18 protein-coding genes are annotated in these 19630 nt (G+C 52.3%); 10 read left to right on the top strand and 8 right to left on the bottom strand.

The features are described from left to right. Nucleotides 1-83: 83 nt before the first annotated feature. Both ACNA05_RS13190 and ACNA05_RS13185 read right to left on the bottom strand, forming a co-directional pair. Nucleotides 84-2879, bottom strand: a complete 2796-nt coding sequence (locus ACNA05_RS13190) for a hypothetical protein (RefSeq protein WP_415811977.1) — start codon at nt 2877-2879, stop codon at nt 84-86. Nucleotides 2880-3115: 236 nt separating this feature from the next. Further along, the gene (locus ACNA05_RS13185) at nt 3116-3673 is read right to left on the bottom strand and encodes a tetratricopeptide repeat protein (protein WP_415811976.1); all 558 of its coding nucleotides are present in this window, start codon (nt 3671-3673) and stop codon (nt 3116-3118) included. A gap of 369 nt (nt 3674-4042) precedes the next feature. Here ACNA05_RS13185 and ACNA05_RS13180 point away from each other — a divergent pair, with 369 nt between their 5' ends. The 8 genes from ACNA05_RS13180 to ACNA05_RS13145 all read left to right on the top strand — a co-directional run bounded on the left by ACNA05_RS13180 (nt 4043) and on the right by ACNA05_RS13145 (nt 12983). Next, the gene (locus ACNA05_RS13180) at nt 4043-4669 is read left to right on the top strand and encodes a hypothetical protein (RefSeq protein WP_415811975.1); all 627 of its coding nucleotides are present in this window, start codon (nt 4043-4045) and stop codon (nt 4667-4669) included. Between the two features lie 148 nt (nt 4670-4817). Continuing rightward, complete coding sequence (locus ACNA05_RS13175) at nt 4818-6497, top strand: alpha/beta fold hydrolase (RefSeq protein WP_415811974.1); 1680 nt, start codon at nt 4818-4820, stop codon at nt 6495-6497. 166 nt (nt 6498-6663) lie between these two features. Continuing rightward, entirely contained in the window at nt 6664-7641 is a 978-nt protein-coding gene (locus ACNA05_RS13170; protein ID WP_415811973.1) for an alpha/beta fold hydrolase, read from the top strand. A gap of 12 nt (nt 7642-7653) precedes the next feature. Further along, nucleotides 7654-8205 (top strand): phasin family protein, encoded by a 552-nt coding sequence (locus tag ACNA05_RS13165; RefSeq protein WP_415811972.1) that lies wholly within the window; start codon nt 7654-7656, stop codon nt 8203-8205. Nucleotides 8206-8217: 12 nt separating this feature from the next. Further along, the gene (locus ACNA05_RS13160) at nt 8218-8856 is read left to right on the top strand and encodes a TetR/AcrR family transcriptional regulator (protein WP_415811971.1); all 639 of its coding nucleotides are present in this window, start codon (nt 8218-8220) and stop codon (nt 8854-8856) included. Between the two features lie 114 nt (nt 8857-8970). Next, nucleotides 8971-10884: a DUF885 domain-containing protein gene (locus ACNA05_RS13155; RefSeq protein ID WP_415811970.1), complete on the top strand. Its 1914-nt coding sequence runs from the start codon at nt 8971-8973 to the stop codon at nt 10882-10884. Nucleotides 10885-10994: 110 nt separating this feature from the next. Next, complete coding sequence (locus tag ACNA05_RS13150) at nt 10995-11939, top strand: glutaminase (RefSeq protein ID WP_415811969.1); 945 nt, start codon at nt 10995-10997, stop codon at nt 11937-11939. 69 nt (nt 11940-12008) lie between these two features. Next, nucleotides 12009-12983: a glutathione S-transferase family protein gene (locus ACNA05_RS13145; protein WP_415811968.1), complete on the top strand. Its 975-nt coding sequence runs from the start codon at nt 12009-12011 to the stop codon at nt 12981-12983. A gap of 13 nt (nt 12984-12996) precedes the next feature. On the opposite strand, the gene ACNA05_RS13140 is transcribed toward ACNA05_RS13145, so the two are convergent. The 3 genes from ACNA05_RS13140 to ACNA05_RS13130 all read right to left on the bottom strand — a co-directional run bounded on the left by ACNA05_RS13140 (nt 12997) and on the right by ACNA05_RS13130 (nt 14854). After that, complete coding sequence (locus ACNA05_RS13140) at nt 12997-13407, bottom strand: arsenate reductase family protein (RefSeq protein WP_415811967.1); 411 nt, start codon at nt 13405-13407, stop codon at nt 12997-12999. 11 nt (nt 13408-13418) lie between these two features. Next, nucleotides 13419-14438, bottom strand: coding sequence for an ACR3 family arsenite efflux transporter (arsB, locus tag ACNA05_RS13135; protein ID WP_415811966.1), 1020 nt, complete (start codon nt 14436-14438; stop codon nt 13419-13421). 80 nt (nt 14439-14518) lie between these two features. After that, nucleotides 14519-14854, bottom strand: coding sequence for an ArsR/SmtB family transcription factor (locus tag ACNA05_RS13130; protein WP_415811965.1), 336 nt, complete (start codon nt 14852-14854; stop codon nt 14519-14521). A 163-nt stretch (nt 14855-15017) separates the two neighbouring features. Between ACNA05_RS13130 and ACNA05_RS13125 the strand changes: the two genes are divergently transcribed. Beyond that, nucleotides 15018-15560, top strand: coding sequence for a hypothetical protein (locus tag ACNA05_RS13125; protein WP_415811964.1), 543 nt, complete (start codon nt 15018-15020; stop codon nt 15558-15560). Here the strand turns inward: ACNA05_RS13125 and bioB are convergent. Then, nucleotides 15557-16579 (bottom strand): biotin synthase BioB, encoded by a 1023-nt coding sequence (gene bioB / locus ACNA05_RS13120; RefSeq protein WP_415811963.1) that lies wholly within the window; start codon nt 16577-16579, stop codon nt 15557-15559. The two genes, ACNA05_RS13125 and bioB, sit on opposite strands and share 4 nt — an antisense overlap. 326 nt (nt 16580-16905) lie before the next feature. On the opposite strand from bioB, the gene ACNA05_RS13115 reads away from it, so the two are divergent. Beyond that, nucleotides 16906-18006: a site-specific DNA-methyltransferase gene (locus ACNA05_RS13115; RefSeq protein ID WP_415812031.1), complete on the top strand. Its 1101-nt coding sequence runs from the start codon at nt 16906-16908 to the stop codon at nt 18004-18006. A gap of 75 nt (nt 18007-18081) precedes the next feature. Here the strand turns inward: ACNA05_RS13115 and ACNA05_RS13110 are convergent, their stop codons facing one another. Together ACNA05_RS13110 and mutY are read right to left on the bottom strand one after the other, a co-directional pair. After that, nucleotides 18082-18399, bottom strand: coding sequence for a DMT family transporter (locus ACNA05_RS13110; protein ID WP_415811962.1), 318 nt, complete (start codon nt 18397-18399; stop codon nt 18082-18084). Between the two features lie 133 nt (nt 18400-18532). Beyond that, complete coding sequence (gene mutY, locus ACNA05_RS13105; protein ID WP_415811961.1) at nt 18533-19609, bottom strand: A/G-specific adenine glycosylase; 1077 nt, start codon at nt 19607-19609, stop codon at nt 18533-18535. Nucleotides 19610-19630: the final 21 nt, after the last annotated feature.

Raw genomic sequence — 19630 nt, 5'->3', positions numbered from 1 at the left:
TAAAGACCGACCCCGGGTAATAATTTTATTGAGTCGAAAGTTCAGAGGCCGCGAAAGCCGCGGCCTCTGAATTCATCCTTTGGTTAGCAAGGGCTTGCGTCCTCCAGGCCACATGTCCAACCTTGCCACCAAGTGTCATCGGCGTCTTTAACGGCCCCGACATAGTCGACAGCCTCAAAGAAACCGTTTTCCGGGAGCGGCGTAACCGTCACAGCATTTTCGTTGTCGCCGTTAATAAAGGTATCAACGAGGCTGTTTCCGCCAACCACGTTATTGGCGTCGGCATCAACTGCAGCTTGACCTGTTACGGGGTCTGCATCGTCACCAGATGTCAACAAACCTGCTCCACAGTCAAACAGTACCGATTGAAAAGCTGGGTCTGCACCTGGTGTGAAGCCCGCTGTGCCGTCACCCGCATCATCTTCGTAATCAAGACAAGAGTTTTGCTCAACGATAACGCCGTTTAAGTAGCTTCCGATGGTTCCGGTGTTCATACGAATACCGTTACTGTCAGTATTATTAATCGTCGAATTGTTGACCAAGGTAAAGTTGGAGAAAGTCGCGTTCGACGCAGGAGTGACGCCCGGAGCTACGGAACTTGCTTCGATACCATTATCGGAGGAGTCGCCGCCGCGCTGGATAGCGATGACAAACTGAACATTGCCGTTATAGCCATTATCCGTGTCGAGTTGCTCATCGTCGTTCCCGGTCACAACAACATATTTTGCGTTAACACTGCCACCGAAAAATTCGATGCCGTCATCCGAGTTATTGTGGACTTGGACATTCTCAATAACTGTACCATTGCCGACACCGCCAAGTGTGATGCCGTTAAGCTCCACATCCGTGGCGACTTCAAATCCAGCGTATTTAACTTGAACAAATCGGAGAGAGCCTGAGTTATCCTCGTTATCAGATCCACCGTAAAGGGCGTCTGGCTCTGTCACGCCTTCAATGGCGTTTTCACAGGCATTTGTTCCGCCTGTTGCGCCCGGTACGTTACAACGATTGATCGGTGCGTCTCCGAGGATAACAAGTCCGCCCCACTCGCCGATTGCGTTTTCACGATCGCCGGCTGCGTCTGTCACATCATTTTCAGAGGTGAAGATAACAGGGTTTGAACGCGTTCCGTTTGCAAAAATCTGAGAACCACGGTTTACAACGATATAATCAGAACCACTGCGGCCAAAGACAGTCACACCAGATTCGATTATGAGCGTGCCTTCGTCTCCATCAGGCGCTGCGCCTGCGGCGCCGACATCAACGCCCACATTTACGCGGCCTACAAGTGCATAGATATTGCCGCGAGTAAGACGAAGTGTGTCAGTCACATCTCCGGTCACGTTACATAGGTTTTGACCGTTCAATTGGCCTGCTGCTGTCGTCCCTGTTGGACACTCGGCATCCGGGAAGAGGTCTTGCGTCCAACCGGTCGCCCAGTTGTCTGTCTCAGACTCGTCTGGCCCGAAAGCCCCGATATATTCAACATCATCAAAGAAGTCGTCATCCAGGTTCGTGGCTGTTACGGCCAATTCATTTGGTCCCGGGAAGAACCCGCCGAGAGAGTTTGTTCCTTCGACATTATTGGCGTCTGCATCAACAGCGGCTTGGCCGGTCGCCGGGTCTGTTCCGTCCCCTGTCGTTACAAGACCTGCGCCGCAATCAAAGAAAACAGACTGGAAGGCCGGGTCATTTACCGGATTAAATCCTGGCAAGCCGTCACCGGCATTATCTTCATAATCCAGGCAAGAATTTTCTTCGACGATGATGCCGTTTACGTAAGTGCCTACTGTACCAGTGTTTAAGCGGATACCATTACTGTCCGTATTGCCGTTTCCGATTAGCGAGAAGTTAGCGATTGTCGCATCTGACGCAGGCGTAGCCCCTGGATTTACCGAACTGGCTTCGATGCCGTTATCAGAAGAGTCTCCGCCGCGTTGCGTGGCGATAACAAACTGAACATTTCCTTGATACCCGTTATCGGTATCAAGTTGCTCGTCATCATTACCTGTGAGTGCGATATATTTCGCGTTTACGGTTCCGCCGAAAAATTCCACGCCATCATCCGAGTTATTGTGGACCTGAATGTGATCAACCGTTGTCTCAGAACCGACACCGCCCAAAGTCAGGCCGTTAAGCTCGACATCAGTGGCAATTTCAAAACCTGCGTGGCGAATTTGAATATATTGTAGCGTCCCGCTGTCCGCCAATGGATCGGCGCCGCCATAAAACGCATCTGGTTCAGTCACGCCTTCGATCGCGTTTTCGCAGTCGGCTGTGCCGGGGTTAACACCTGCAACATTACAGCGGTTAATCGGAGCGTTGCCCAGAACAACCAATCCGCCCCATTCGCCGATCGCATTGGCGCGGTCGCCTGTGCCCGTAATATCATTCTTACTTGTCATGATAATAGGCGCAGAAGCTGTCCCCGCGGCCTCAATCTGATGTCCGCGATTAACGACGATATAGTCTTCGCCCGAGTCGCCGACAATTCTAACGCCTGGCTCAATTGTCAGAACAACCGGAGTATCTGTCCCATCGGCGCCAGCGTCATCGCCGATATTAAGACGGCCCGAAAGCTCGTAAACGACGCCTTCGCGAAATTCTAAAGTAGCGCTCTCAGTCAAAGTCCCGTTTAGCGTCGTAAGATTTCCGAGCGGCGCGTCACATAAAGTGAAACTGCCAAGGGAGGATCCGTCCGTCCCGTCAGGACAAGCGCTTGCAGATGGCGGCGGCGGAGGTGGAGGCGGGGGCGGCGCAGGAGTAGCAGGATCTACAACAGTCAGACCGGGAGATATAATGTCACTCCCCTGTTGGCAGCCAACTAAAGCTAAACAGGCCGCAGACGCCAGTAGCAAATTACGCATTGAAAGTGTCATTAGATATCCTTCACCATTAAAAACTTCACGGTGCGGATAGGTGGCTTTAACAAAGACTCAGATCCGCATTTGGGTGCGGATTTGGCAGTCTAATGTGACAGGGAAGTAATGCTATTATGCCAGTTCGGTAAAAGTTTGGTGACGTTTAGGTGACGCTGACTGTCAAATAAAATACACAAAACCAGCCGGTGAACCGGCTGGCTGTAATTTAACTCTCTTTATAATGGGTATTAAATTCAGGCCCTGATGCGGGAGAGCTCTTCCTGTGGCGCCTGCCAGTCAGGTCGTAGCTTGGCCGCTTTAGAATAAGCTTCAAAGGCGCCGGATTTATCTCCGGTAAGTTCTTTTGTCATGCCCAGACCATAATAGGCGAGCGGCGCGGCTTCGTTATGTGTCATGCAATCATTAAAATAAGCGATTGCTGTCGCATAGTCCGCTTGCAACATCGCAGCAAAGCCTTCGCCGAGATACGCAATTTCGTTGACGCTATTGAGCTTAGCGGCGGATTTGAAATCTCGGGAAGCCCGATCATAGTTTTTGGCTGAAAGTTGCAACCAGCCGCGCCGCGTCAGAATATCTGATTTCACATCATAATTCGGAATGGAGGCTTTATATGCCTTCGTGCACGCACGAATGGTTTTACTGGTCGCGGCATCAATGTCCGACCCCATGCATAGCTGCATATTTTGGTCTGCCTGAGAGTTGACGATATTTTGATCGCCAAAATCACTTGCAAATGCGGGGACGGCGCTCATCGACGCCACGAAGAATGTGGATATTAGGATGTTTCTCATGGTGATCTCCTTTTTGAACATCACCAACGTATATTTAGACTGCAAACATGCGCCGTTGGCCTACACATCGTTAGCCTAACCTCTATGACACTTTTATTACACCTTTGTTGCAAAACTGTCAAGAAACTGTTGTGAATGATCGTAAAATTACACAATCTGTTGTTTTTGTTATAGTTTTTTGTTTCTGGCGGGAATTACAGCTATTTACGCCATGATAAAAATAGAGGGGCGGCATGATTTAAGCCGAATCTTCCCTGAAAGTCCGCTTCGCGACGATTAGGATGCGCTTTCTAATTATTCTCCTTATCTTGCAATCATTGAATAAACGCCTGCGAATTACGTAGGCCAAACTGAAAGAGGAATTTTATCATGGCCACTGCCAAGACAAAACCAGCAAAGAAAACGATTGCAAAGAAAAATGCGGCGGCGAAAACGTCTGCGAAGAAAACTGTAAAGTCTGCAAAGAAAACAGCTTCCAAGACAGCTAACGCCGTTGAGTCACGCACTCAACGCACAACAGCCATGCTGCGCAAAGGCGTTTTGGCCTATGTCGGTCTTTACGGCGCTGCTTATGAGCGTGCTAAAATGCGTACAGAGCAAGTCCGTACAGCCGCTGACAAAGCCCGCGCCCAAGGCGAAGAGTTTTTTGGTGATCTCGTTGTAAAAGGCGAAAAAATCGAAAAACAGGCTGGTAAATTGGCCAAAGATGCCCAAGGCACTGTTGTTGAAACTTATGAAGAAACATCCGGAAAAGTCCGTTCTTTCGTTCCTTCAAAAATCCTGCCTTTCTCTGCCAATGATCGCGTAGAAGAACTCGAAGCCGAAATCGCCGCTTTGAATAAGAAAATTTCTGCTTTGTCTACAAAGACGGCTAAGCCGAAGAAGGCTGTCAAAATGAAGACAGAGAAAACAGTTAAAACAACGCCGTCAGAAGACGCTGTCGTCAAGACAGAGACCAAGGAAGTCGAAGTCAAAGCGGATACAAAAGCTGCTTAAGCGCCCCCTTAAGTTGCTTATAAGGCGGTGCATCCCACTCTCTCTCGGGATACACCGTTTTTTTATGCCTTAGGGGATTTTATTGCGTGATTGCCAGATGACATCAGCCTGTCTAGTGTTGATATAAATCATATCGGGGATAATTTTCATGGCACCTAAAAAAGAGAAAATCGGGAAACAGGCGGCTGAGAATACCACGGCTGTGAACTCGCTTGTCGGGTTTCGGCGTAGTGAAGTGGTCAAATCTCTCGGCATGATGGCCGGATATATGGCGAAGCAGCCGAAGCCTTTTGCCAAACACGTCAAAAATTATGCCGGAGAGCTTCTGGATATCGCCAAAGGCTCCTCGGAGCTGACGCCTCACCCCAAAGATCGCCGTTTCCAAGATCCGACATGGCAGACTAATCCGCTTTATAAACGCGGCCTGCAGAGCTGGCTGGCCATGAAGCGCGAGCTTAACGGCTGGATTGACGACTCCCGCATGCACCCGGCCGATCAGACCCGCGCCCGTTTTGTCACGGATATGCTCACCGATGCGCTGGCGCCGACCAATACGCTCCTCGGCAACCCGACAGCGATGAAACGCCTGTTCGAAACAGGCGGCGGATCGCTCTTTAAGGGCTTGCAAAACGCCTATGACGACCTTCGCAATAATGGCGGCATGCCAAGCCAAGTCGATGGCCGTCCGTTCAAGGTCGGTGAAAACCTCGCCAATTCCAAAGGCGCGGTGGTTTATAAAACCGAAATGCTCGAGGTCATTCAGTATCAACCCAAGACCGAACAGGTCCACAAGATACCATTGATGATCATCCCGCCGCAGATCAATAAATTTTACGCGCTCGATCTGGCGCCGGATAAGTCCATGGTGCGGTTTCTGACCTCTCGCGGCTATCAGGTCTTTGCGGTGTCCTGGCGCAATCCGGGACGTCAGCACGCCCATTGGGGTCTCGAAGAATATGTCGCGGCACTTATCGAAGCCTCTGACGCCGTGAAGAAGATCTCCCGCAGCCCGCGCCTGAATGTCAGCGGCGCCTGCTCCGGCGGCATTACCATGGCGCTGTTCCTCTCCGAACTTGCAGCGCGCGGCGATAACCGCGTCAATGCCTTTACGGTCATGGTCAGCGTGCTCGACGGCAAAAAATCGGATTCCGAAATTGGCTTGTTCGTCACGGACGGCGCAATTGAAGCCGCGCGCAAACATTCCAAACGCAAAGGCATATTGACCGGCGAAGAGCTTGGCCGGAGCTTTGCCTGGATGCGCCCCAACGATCTGATCTGGAATTATGTCGTCAATAATTATCTGCTCGGGGAAAGCCCGCCGCCCTTTGACGTGCTGTACTGGAATAATGACGGCACGAACCTGCCGTCGCAGCTTCATTCCGACTATCTGGATATTTTCCAGGACCGCCGTTTCCGGCCCGACAAAGATATCCATTTCCTCGGTCATGAGATCGATCTGGGCGCCGTGTCGCAGGATTGTTTCATGGTGGCCGGAATTACCGACCATATTACGCCGTGGAAGGCCTGTTACCGCAATATCCGCCTGTTTGGCGGCGAAGTAGACTTCGTCCTGTCAAACTCGGGCCATTTGCAGTCTCTGCTTAACCCGCCCGGCAATCCGAAGGCGCAATATTTCATCAATTCGGATCACCCGGCCCGCGCCGACCGCTGGCTGGAGGCCGCGGAATCGGTTTCCGAGAGCTGGTGGCTCCGTTGGGATAAATGGCTGTCAGAGCGCTCCGGCGAGATGAAAGCCGCGCCTAAATCACTCGGAAATAAAGCCTTCCCTCCGCTTAGCCAGGCGCCAGGAGAGTATGTCTTTACTTAATGCATTGGCTGGATAGCGGCCATTCACAGTCAGGCGCTTTACAGAGGGCCTGACCGCCACCACTTTAAAGCATAGAGAATATTAAGAATCAGAATGGAATGTGGGAGCTGATTCGCACCAGATAATTGCAGAGGGCTGAAAACCTACTGCGGGAAAGATGACAGATATGCCAAAGAGCGCTAGCTCCAAAAAGGCCGAGGCGATTAATCCCGGCCCTCCTTCTGTCGCAACGGACTACCATCCGAACTTGCCGCGTATCTTTTATTCAAAAGTCGGCAATCAGACACTTCGTACGGCCATATGGAAGGGAACAGATAAAGGCCGCGGCAAACGCACGCCCCTGCTCTTTTTCAATGGAATCGGTGCCAATCTCGAGATTGCACAAGCTTTTGCCGATACATTTACCGGTCGGGATATCATTACATTCGATATGCCGGGCGTCGGCGGATCGCCTGATCCGAGTTTTCCTTACCGCCCATGGTGGGTAGCCAAGGCTGCCAAGCAAATCCTGATCGAAAACCGTTATACCAAAGTTGATGTGCTAGGCGTCTCCTGGGGCGGCGGTCCGGCCCAGCAATTTGCCTGGCAGTATAAGCGCATGGTTCGAAATCTGGTGCTTTGCGCGACGACGACCGGCTCCACCATGGTGCCGGGCAAACCCAAAGCTTTGTCCAAGATGATTTCGCCCAAGCGTTATATTGACCGCGATTTTCTCGCCAAAAACTTCGAAGCGCTTTACGGCGACGCAGCCGGAGAAGGCGTGCGTGATTTCTCCATCAATATGGTACCGCCCTCCGTTAAAGGTTACCTGTTCCAGCTCAGCGCTATGGCGGGGTGGTCTTCTCTGCCCTTTATTCGCCGCATCCGCGCGCGAACGCTCGTGATTATGGGCGAGAAAGATCATATAGTGCCCGTCGTGAACGGCCATATTTTGAATTACGCCCTGAAAGATTCCCGTCTGAAAATTATTGAAGGCGCAGGACATCTCTTCCTGCTTACCCGCCGGGATGAAACCGTCGAGATGATCCGCGACTTCTTCGGTGAACCCGAAGTGCCCTGCCCGCATGTTAACCCCATGCTCTTGCCGTCCGTCGCCGCAGCGTTTAATCATAAGCACGACGTCAGCCCCGTCCCCGCCACTTAACCGGAGCGCATCATGGTCAAAAAAGAAAAAGACGATAAGAAAACAACGGATACAGCCCGCCGTATCTGGCTGGCCGGTATTGGCGCCTATGGACGCGCACTAACCGAAGCCAAAGGCGCCGTAGGCGAACTCTCCGGCAAATCATCGGAAGTTTTCGAAGACCTCGTTCAAAAAGGCGAAATGCTTGAAAAGGTCGTGGAATATAAAGGCAAGGAAATGGTCGAAAAGTCCGGCCTCCGTGACTTTGATTTAAATGACCGCATCAAATCCATGCGAGAAAGACTCTCCGGCGGAAAATCGGATCGCGTCTCTGATCTGGAAGCGCAAGTCGCCGAGCTCAACGCCAAACTCGACGGCCTGTTGAAGCAACAGCAAAAAACCACGGCCAAGAAAACCACTTCAACTCGCAAGAAAACAACGACCCAGCGCACAAGTGCAAAGAAGCCAGCGGCAAAAAAAGCTAGCCCCAAAACATCAAGTGCCGCAAAAAAGGCTTCGACCAAACCGCGCGCGACAACGAAAAAAGATGCCGCCAAGACAGCTCCGACAAAAAAGTCTGATTAGACTTTTCTTCAAATGGTCGAGCGCAGCGCCACGAAAACAAAAATTCTCGCCACTGCGCTGGAGCTGTTCAACAATGAAGGCGAAAGCTCTATCTCTTCAGTGGATATTGCCTCTGTCATGGGCATCAGCCCGGGCAATCTTTATTATCATTACAAAGGCAAGGACGAAATTATCGTCCAGCTCTTTGCCGATTTCGAGGAAGAAATCCGCCTTGTCCTGAGCGCGCCAATCAATGCGCCCCTCAGCATCGAAGATAATTGGGTCTATCTTTACATCATCTTCGAAGAAATTTTCGACTTCCGCTTTTTCTATCGTAATCAGGCCGAACTGATTGGGCGCATCCCGGAACTCCAGACGAAATTTGCCAATATCCTCGCTCTGAAAGAACGCACCGCTTACTCCCTCCTCTCAAAACTCCACAAGGACGGGCATCTGACCTTTGACGAAGGCGAGAAAAAAGCTCTGTCAGGCCGCATCGCGCAGCATTTTACCTTCTGGCTCCAATATCATGACCTGCGTTTCGGCACCGCCCCGCCAAAATCCCTAATCGACCAAGGCGTCTTCATGACCCTCGTCCAGATCACGCCTTATTGGAAAGAAGGCGAAGGCTACGCGCACCTATTACAAGAGTTCGCGGAAGATAAGGTTTGAGGTCTTAATGAGCTTCAAAAATTCCTTTATATCACTAAGCCTTACCTTTGCCTAGAACTTGACTCTCCCCCTGCTTTCGTAAAGCCTGCTTTTCAAAGTTTACGGAGAGACTCAATGCGTTTTACCCCTCAATTTTCCCCTAAAAAATCGTCCTGCCAATTTCTCATGATGCTCTTGGCGTCCAGCGCCATGGCGGCCTGTTCCCCGTCCTCCCCCGCGCCGGAAGAGCCGCCTGCGGCAGCTGAAACGGCAGAACCAACTGCGGATGAGATCGCGGCCGAAACAGCTCGGTTAAACGCTTGGTTTGAAGAGAAATTTGAAGAAGAGATTGCCTTTAGCCCTATCCAGCAATCTTTCCTCGGGCGGAAAACAAATTACGGCCAAATGGATGATATGTCTCAAGAGGCGGCGGATGAGCAGCTAGCCTGGCGAAAAGCGACGGTTGAAGAAATGAAAAGTGAGTTTGATTATGACAAACTGACGCCTGAGGCGCAAATCTCATGGGATATTTGGGATTATCAATATCAAGCCGCTATGGCCGAAAATGAGTTTCAGACGAATGAGTATATTTTCGAGCAAATGGGCGCAATCCATACCTTCCCTCCGTCATTTTTGATTTCCGTACACCGAGTAGACAACGCCTCTGATATGGAAGCCTATATCAGCCGTATTTCTGAAACAGGCCGCGCTATTGAACAGATGATTGTCCGGTCGAAAGCCAATGCGCAGACAGGTGTTCGCCCTCCTCGCTTTGCGTTTGAATCGGTTATTGATTCCGCGCAAAAGATCATCACGGGCGCGCCCTTTGATGAGGGTGAAGACAGCGCCATTTGGGCCGATGCCCAGTCTAAAATAAGTGCCTTGGTCGAGGCCGGCGAGATTGATGATGCCAAAGCGGAAAGCCTGAGAGAAGCGGCGCAAACAGCCCTTATCGAAGACTGGATGCCGGCCTATGAAAATCTGATCGCGTGGCAGAAAGAGGATATGCCAAACACGCCGGACGTCGGCGCGGGCGTTGGCGCTCTGCCAAACGGCGAAGCCTATTACAATGAGAGACTGGCCAGTCACACAACAACCGACCTGACGGCGGATGAAATCCACCAAATTGGCCTTGATGAAGTCGCGCGTCTGCGCTCCGAAATGATTAAAATTAAAGATGAGGTCGGCTTTACCGGTGACCTTCAAGAGTTTTTCGCCGAACTTCGGGACAATAAAGATAACGAAAAATATTACTATCCGGATACGGATGAAGGCCGCCTCGCCTATATCGCGGACTCGACTGCCGCGATTGAGCGCATTGAAGAGGAACTTCCAAATTATTTTGGAATTCTGCCCAAGGCCAATCTTGAAGTGAAACGCGTCGAGGCGTTCCGCGAGCAAGACGGCGCCGCTCAGCATTACAGACCGGGCACGCCCGATGGCTCACGTCCAGGTATATATTACGCTCATCTCTCCGATATGAAGGCCATGCCAAAAAGAGAGCTTGAAGTGATTGCCTATCACGAAGGACTGCCGGGCCATCATATGCAGATCTCTATCGCGCAGGAATTAACGAGCGTACCGACATTTCGGACACAAGCCGGTTTTAACGCCTATTCCGAAGGATGGGGTTTGTATTCGGAAAAGCTGGCAACAGAATTTGAGGGCACATATGAAGACCCCTATTCTGATTTTGGCCGCTTGGGATCAGAAATCTGGCGCGCTATTCGCCTCGTCGTCGATACTGGCCTACATTCTAAAGGCTGGTCAGAAGAAGAAGCGGTCGCGTATTTCTTGGAAAATTCAGCCATCACTGAAGCGCAGGCGCAATCCGAAGTCCGCCGCTATATGACACTGCCCGGACAGGCGACCGGATATAAAATCGGGATGATCAAAATTCAGGAGCTTCGCCGCAACGCCGAGCAAGAGCTGGGCGATAAATTTAACCTTCCGGGTTTCCATGACGCGATTCTCGGCGGGGGCGCTATGCCGCTGAGCGTATTGGAGCGCCGGGTTGATCAATGGATTGCCGACGTTAAGGCCGGCTAATTTCTATAATAGCGGCGGTGGGGGAACGATTTGTCTCTCGCCGCTTTTGCTAATAGACCGCTATAGCCTCGGCTGTAGCTCATGAACCGCCACCCAAAGTCGACCTTTTAATGACGCCAGATGATTTACAGACTATCGTAGAGGAAATCACCGCCGAGATGGCGCAGGAGCACCGGCGCGGCAAAGTCGCAGATTACATTCCAACCTTAGCGTCGGTTTCGCCGACGCAATTTGGCATGACTATTATAGATCATGAGGGCAAATGCTACACGGCCGGAGACGCCGATACGCCCTTTTCCATACAGAGTATCACGAAGGTTTTCACGCTGACCATGGCGCTTGGCGCGGTCGGCGATACGCTTTGGTCGAGAGTGGGCCGGGAGCCATCCGGCAGTCCGTTTAACTCCATTGTGCAGCTGGAGTCAGAGCAAGGCATTCCGCGCAATCCGTTTATTAATTCCGGCGCGATTATTGTCGCCGATGTCCTGCTGGCGAACTACGAGCCGCGAGAAGCGCTCGGCGAGTTTATCCGTTTTATGCAAATGGTAACGGGGGACGAGAGCATTATGATCGATGAAAAGGTCGCCAAATGCGAACACGATACCGGATTTCGTAATCTGGCCCTCGGCAATTATATGCGCGCTTTTGAAAATATTCATAACCCGGTCGAAGAAACTTTAGGTACATATTTCCACTTCTGCGCGCTTTCTATGAGCTGCCGACAATTGGCTATGGCGGGTCGGTATCTAATGTGCGGCGGGCGGCGTCACCCCAATACAACAGACACGATTATTTCGCGCCAGCGGACGCGGCGTATTCTCGCCCTCATGATGATGTGCGGCCATTATGACGGATCAGGCGAATTCGCCTATCGCGTCGGCCTGCCCGGCAAATCTGGCGTCGGCGGCGGCATTTTGGCCGTGGCGCCGGGCATCGCCTCTATCGCGGTGTGGTCGCCGGGACTAAATGACCAGGGTAATTCACAACTCGGCATGAACGCGCTTGAGCGTCTGGTTCAGAGAACCGGCTGGTCCGTCTTTCGGGTGGATAGATAATATTGGAACTGCTTCCGTTTCAAATCATTCCTTTTCTGGAGTTCATTATATAAAAATGAGAGATGAGTCATGGGCCTATTGGTTGACGGATTTTGGCAGGACAAATGGTACGATACGGAAAAGTCAGGCGGCAAATTTGAACGCGAAGACGCCGTTTTTCGGAACTGGATAACGAAAGACGGCTCGGCGGGGCCAAAGGGCAAGGGCGGTTTCAAGGCCGAGGCCGGCCGTTACCATCTCTATATTAGCCACGCCTGCCCTTGGGCAAATCGCACCATGATTTTCCGCACTCTGAAGGGATTGGAAGAGATGATTTCCGTCTCTGCCGTGCATTGGTTCATGGGCTCGACCGGATGGACCTTTCGGCAGGACGAACACACCCAGCCTGATCCGCTGGGTCACCGTTATCTTCACCAACTTTATACCCGGGCCAAATCCGACTACACTGGACATGTCACGACGCCGACGCTGTGGGACAAGGAAAACGATACGATCGTCTCCAATGAATCCGCAGATATTATCCGCATGTTCAACAGCGCTTTCGACGATATCGGCGCGACGGGACCGGATTTCTATCCTGAAAGGCTTCGCTCTGAAATCGACAAGATAAATGAGCGCGTTTATGAAACCGTCAATAACGGCGTTTACAAGGCGGGCTTTGCAACAACGCAAGATGCGTATGACGAAGCCGTAGAGCCTTTGTTTGAGACATTGGATTGGCTCGACAGCATTCTATCCAGAAACCGCTATCTTTGCGGCGACACAATTACAGAGGCGGATTGGCGGCTCTTCACAACACTCATTCGCTTTGACCGTGTTTACGCCATTCATTTCAAATGTTCCAAACGGCGAATTTCCGACTATCCAAATCTCTGGCCCTATACACGCGAGCTTTATCAGTGGCCCGGCGTCAGCAAAACGATCGTTTTTGATCATATTATGAAGCATTATTACGGCAGTCACGACATGGTCAATCCGAACCGCATCGTGCCGGTGCGCCCGTCCCTCGACCTGAATATTCCTCATGATCGGGAGGCGATGTAAGGGCCGATAGCCCCTAAGACTTATCGCCCAAATCTAAAAGGTCTCCGTCCTCTTTGTAATAGGGCGAGGCCGGCTTGCTTTCGAGGACCTCCAAAACGGCCTCACTGGGGCGGCAGAGTTTCACGCCTTTGGGCGAGCAAACAATAGGGCGATTAACAAGGACGGGATGCTCTAGCATTTGCGCGAGAATTTCCTCTTCATCCACATTTTCTTCGAGCAATCCAAGCTCTTTGGCCGGTGATTTGGTCGTTCGTAGAGCCGTTTTCGGCGTGAGGTCCGCCGCGGCGAAAAGCGCCAAGAGCTGTGGTTTTGTCCACCCCTCTTTCAGATACTCAATGACCACCGGATCATAGCCAGAGGCGCGAATGATGCCGAGAACATTGCGCGAGGTGGCGCAATCCGGGTTATGATGAATAACGATCATGGGCTCTGTCCTTAGGCCGGAAATCTGGATCGGGTTCTGTTGGCAATTGCAACGAGCGACAGCATGACGGGAACCTCGACCAGCACGCCGACCACTGTCGCAAGCGCCGCGCCGGAGGAGAGACCGAACACGCTGATCGCCACCGCAACGGCGAGCTCAAAAAAGTTGGACGTTCCGATTAAAGCGCAGGGCGCCGCAATATTATGAGGCACTTTCCAAAGCCAGGCCGCGCCGTAAGCCACAGCGAAAATGGCGTAGGATTGAATGAGGATTGGCACGGCAATCAGCACAATGATCAAAGGACGCGCGAGAATGGTATTTCCCTGAAACCCAAAGAGCAAAATAACCGTCGCCAAAAGACCCAATATCGAAGCAGGTTTGATTTTCGCGATAAAATCTTCGACCGCTTTCTCGCCGCCTTTGCGCAGCAACACTGCCCTCGCCGCCATTCCGGCGGCCAGAGGGATCGCCACATAAAGTATGGCCGAGAGAACCAGCGTATCCCACGGCACGACAATATCCGTCACGCCGAGCAGAAACGCCACAATCGGCGCAAAGGCAACGACCATGATCGCGTCATTCACGCTCACCTGCGCGAGCGTGTAAGTCGGGTCTCCTTTGGTAAGTTGGGACCAGATAAAGACCATTGCCGTGCAAGGCGCCGCGCCTAGCAAGATCAGCCCCGCGATATAGCCTTCGGCCTCGGCAGGCGGGATTAGATCAGCAAAGACGAACTTGAAAAATAGAACGCCTAGAGCCGCCATCGTGAAAGGCTTTATGAGCCAGTTCACCACAATTGTGATCACGAGGCCCTTCGGCTTGTCTCCCATTTTCTTCAAACTGGCAAAATCGACGCCAATCATCATTGGCCAAACCATAGCCCAAATCAAAATCGCAACGGGAAGGTTCACACTGGCATATTCCATCGCCGCCAAGGCCTGAAACACGCCCGGCAAGACTTTCCCTAGCAGAATGCCTGCCGCGATACACAGCGCCACCCAGACAGACAAATACCGATCAAAAACACTCATGCCGACTCACTTTCATTTGAGAGCCACCTAACCTTAAAACCACTTCATTTCAATAGTTGTCGAAATATCGTAATGATTTTTTAGCAGGTTTTGTCTGAAAGCTTCGCAAGGGTGACGCAGACCTCGGGATGACCATCGCAGCAATCTTCGACGAGGCTTGAGAGCAGATCGTTCACCCCGTCAATTCGGGCCTTATATATGAGCGACCGCCCCTCCCGCGTAACAGTCGTCAAATCTGCGCGGTTTAAAATGGCCAGATGGCTCGACAGCGTATTCGGCGCGACCTTTAGCGTTTCTGCGATTGCCCCGGCCGGAAGCCCAGACTCCCCTGCCCGCATCAGAGTCTGAAACACCGCAAAGCGGGTTTCCTGCGCCAAGGCCGAGAGTTGTTCAATGGTTTTGCGAGTCTCGCTCATGGCTTTTAATACAGAAAATTTTTTCAGATAGCGAGAGATGGCTTTCTTCTTTAATAATGAGCCCTGCGACCTGCCAATCTTCGAAAATCCAATTTTCTACTTGCGAATAAGTCTCAATAGTGTATCTCATATTTGCGAGTTATTCTTAATTGCAGGTCTGTCTATGTCTCCCTTCCTAGAAAACACCTTCATCACCGATCTTGGATTTGGCGGTGGGTTTGCGCTCTGGGGCTTTCGGGCCATGGCGGCGGGGTGCGGAGGATGCCGGACATTACGCGGAGGGTTTCACAAGGCCTTCAACCAAAATGCGGCAGGCCTTAGGTCTCCCGATGAGATGACAGAGGGTTTATTGGCGATGAAAGCGCTAGCGGGCTTTTGCCGAAGCCTTGGCGAGAACGGAAAAAGAAAAATTCTGCTCTCGGAATCCGGAACAATGCGCCTTACGGCCGATGAGGTGAGCCTTGTCGCGGCCCTCTCGGCGGCTCAGGCAAATCAGATATCGCTCTGCCGCGCCCACCTTCTCTGGCTTCAAGGCAATTCGAAAACCAAGGCCGCATGCGAGGCAGCAGCGGAATACGGCCTAATTTGCGCAGAGGCCGAGATATTTATTGAGGCGCCCAGAGTGCAGATTACTCAGCTATCCACAAGCCAAACCGCAGAACATTGCACACCGCTTCACGAGGCCCGTTCCGATAGCGTGCATTAGCTTTCCGGCTGTATTCCCAAACGATCAAATAAAAGACGGTCCTCAGTTTCGCTCGGATTGTCTGTGGTCAGCAGAGTTTCGCCGACAAATATGGAATTTGCTCCGGCAAGGAAACAGAGCGCCTGCGCTTCATCCGTCATGGTCTCCCGTCCTGCGGATAAGCGGACATAGCTTTCCGGCATCATGATGCGGGCGACGGCAATCATGCGGGCGAAATCGATGGGGTGAACGGGTTCGCTATCGCCGAGCGGCGTGTTCGGAACGGGCACAAGCGCATTGATTGGCACGGATTCCGGCGCCGGATCAAGATTGGCAAGCGCCAACAAAAGTCCGACATGATCTTCGGCGGTTTCGCCCATCCCGACAATCCCGCCGCAACAGACCTTCATCCCGCTCTCGCGCACGAGGTTGAGTGTATGGAGACGGTCTTCGAATGTACGGGTCGAAATCACCCGCTCATAATCTTCGGGCGAGGTGTCGATATTGTGATTATAATAGTCGAGACCGGATGTCTTGAGCCGCTCTGCCTGGGCCGGGGATAGCATACCCAGCGTCATACAGGTCTCCATCCCCATGGATTTGACCTCGGACACCATATCGCAGAGCGCGTCCATATCTCGGTCTTTCGGCTCCCGCCAAGCCGCGCCCATGCAGAAACGGCCAGCCCCGCCGGCCTTGGCCTTTTTCGCGGCCTCAATCACGACCTCTGCGTCGATAAGTTTCTCGGCCTTCAGACCCGTGTCGAAATGGGCGGACTGATTGCAATATCCGCAATCCTCGGCGCAGCCGCCTGTCTTGATAGAGAGAAGCTGGGACATCTGGACTTCGTTCGGCGCGTGGTGGGCGCGGTGAACGGTTTGCGCTTCCAATATCAAATCCATGAACGGTTTTGCGAAGAGCGCGTCGACGGCCTCGCGCGTCCAACGCTCAGAGGTTGGATGCGGCGCGTAATTCTCTGGAAGAGACGGAACGGCTTTAGCTTTTCTACGGGGGGCAGTTTGGTCAAACAGCAAAGTCATAATCGGGCACTTCTTTTTCTAATCAGGAGCGCAGTCGATACGGCCATTAACGAGACGGTTCAACGGAAAATCCGGACGCTCTCGGGCTTGTGACCCTGTGGATATTAACCGCTCGGTAAGACCCCCTAACAAAACCTTAAAAACTAAGTTTAATCAATGGTTTAAGAGCTTGGTAACCGAATCAGCAAAAAGGTCTCTTCCAATTCACAAAAGCGGGGATGTGGCCCGCACTAACCAAGAGACCGATTTTAGACATGGCGACTTCCCCGACTTCCGATAATCCGCACCCACATTTGCGACTGGTGTCCGACCTTGATTCTGTGGACATGCCGCCCTTGCCACTTGGCCGCATCATGCAGGGGGACTGTATTGAGGGAATGAATGCCCTGCCCGCAGAATCCGTGGATCTTATTTTCGCCGACCCGCCCTATAATTTGCAGCTTGGCGGCGATCTCTCGCGCCCGGACAATTCTGTCGTTAACGGCGTAACTGAGGACTGGGATCAGTTCGACACGATGGACGCCTATGACTTGTTTACCCATGACTGGCTGAAAGCAGCGCGGCGCATCCTAAAACCGAACGGCGCGCTCTGGGTCATCGGCAGCTATCACAATATTTTCCGCGTCGGCACCGTATTGCAAGACCAGCAATTCTGGGTTCAGAACGATATTATCTGGCGCAAATCCAACCCTATGCCGAATTTTCGCGGCACGCGATTTACCAATGCGACCGAAACCCTCATCTGGGCGACCAAGACCGAGGACGCCAAGCCGACCTTTAACTACGACGCAATGAAAATGCTCAATGACGGCGTTCAAATGCGCAATGACTGGGTTTTGCCGATTTGCACAGGCAAGGAACGCTTGAAGAAAAGCGACGGCAAGAAAGCCCATCCAACGCAAAAGCCGGAAAGCCTGCTTCACCGCGTCCTCCTCTCGACGACCAACCCCGGCGATGTCGTCGTAGATCCGTTCTTTGGCACAGGCACAACGGGCGCGGTTGCGAAAAAGCTTGGGCGTCACTTTATTGGCTTTGAAATGGAAGAAGAATATATTCTCCACGCGCAAAAACGGATCGATAAAATCAAAAAAGGCGCAGGCACGGATATTCAAGTCACAGCCTCAAAGCGCTCCGCGCCGCGCGTCCCGTTTGGCCGCCTGATAGAGCAAGGTTTTCTGTCGCCGGGGATGTTCCTCCACAACAGCACAGGTCATGTTAACGCAAAAATTCGGGCGGACGGCTCGCTTCTGGTCGGTGATTTCTCCGGATCCATCCACCAAGTCGGCGCCCGCGTTCAAAACGCGCCGAGCTGTAATGGCTGGACCTATTGGCATTACCATAGCGAAGAAGGCCTCACCCCGATTGACGCCATTCGCGATGAAATCCGCGCGACAATGGCCGGGACGTTAAAACCAACGCCCGTTTAAGGCTGACGCCATAAACATGGACGGAGCAACATGCCTTTCCAGCGTTGCTCCGCCTCCCCTTGGAAGGGGTCGAAGCTAAGCGCTAGAAACTTTCATAAGAATCAAACCGGAAATGATAAGCAGCGCCGCCAATATCCGCGCCGCATTCACAGGCTCAGACAACAATATAATTCCCAATATAAATGCCCCGACCGCACCGATGCCTGTCCATATGACATAAGCCGTGCCGAGCGGAATTGTCCGCATGGCCAGCGCCAAAAGCCAAAAACTGCCTAACATCGCAATCAGTGTAATGATCGTAGGAATTGTGCGCGTGAAGCCTTCTGACTGCTTCATCGAATAGGCCCAAACGATTTCCAGAAGACCCGCGATAAAAAGATAGAACCAGGGCATAGCCCCTCCTCTTCAAATCAAGCCGGGCCGTCCCGGACATTCTTCTCAAGATGAGGGAGGCCGTCCTCCGTGATTTCCAACATTATAAAAACCCAATGGGGAAAAGCGAATAAAACGCCCTCTTTTCAAACAGTCAGAACTGCACCGTTTTAAGCGCTTTTTTAAACACGGTCGGCAATCCGGCGAGCAGGTAATCATCTGCCCAAGCCTGATTGCTGTCAGGGCGGGTTTCAAACTCGGCTTTATAGACATCGAGCCGTAGCTCAAAATGCGTGAAAACATGTTTCACCTCATTATCTGATTTGACCCAGTCCCCCTCAAAAGGAGCCGCTTCCAGCGGATTCTTCAACGGCTCAGCCGTCCACTCACTGCCCGGCAGACCCGCCATACCGCCAAGAAGGCCTTTGTCCGGACGCGTTTCCAAAAGGACTTCGCCGTCATGGAGCGCGACAAACGCCGCTCCGTATCGAATGGGTTTGGGTTTTTTAACCGACTTTTTGGGATACGCCTCCGGATGGCCGTTTGCCTTGGCCAAACAATAGTTATCCCACGGGCAATCTGGGCAATTAGGAGACCGCGGCGTACAAATGGTGGCGCCGAGATCCATCACGGCCTGCCCGTAATCACCGGCGCGCCGGGGGTCTGCCAGCGTCCCGGCCAAAAGACGCAAAGGCTGCCTTGCTTCTGGCAGAGGTTCTTCGATTTTGAAAATGCGGCTGATGACCCGCTCCACATTCCCGTCGACAATATTGGTCGCTTGATCAAAACATATCGCGGCAATCGTCGCCGCTGTATAGGGACCAATGCCGGGGAGCTTTAACAACGCCGCCTCTGTTTTCGGAAAAGCGCCGTCATAGTCGTCGCGAATAATTTGAGCGCATTTGTGCAGGTTCCTCGCGCGGGCATAATAGCCGAGCCCCGCCCACATGTTTAAAACAGTTTCGCGTTCCGCATTGGCCAGATCGATAACGGTCGGAAACGCCTCAAGAAATTTGTGCCAATAGGGCGTGCCATGCGGAACCGTGGTTTGCTGCAACATGATCTCGGAAAGCCAGACCGCATAAGGGTCAGCCGTTTTTCCGGCCCTGCGGTCTTCGGGCCGAATGCGCCAAGGCAGCGTCCGCCCCTCCTCGTCATACCAGTCGAGAAGCCCCGCCCGCATCTGTTCGATTTCCTGCTCTGACTTATTTTCTGTCCGGCTTTTAATCATAGACCCTGATGTGTGTACTTT

The organism is Litorimonas haliclonae (assembly GCF_965138505.1).
Lineage (GTDB): Bacteria > Pseudomonadota > Alphaproteobacteria > Caulobacterales > Maricaulaceae > Litorimonas > Litorimonas haliclonae.
This window is presented reverse-complemented; position numbering and strand designations above follow the sequence as displayed.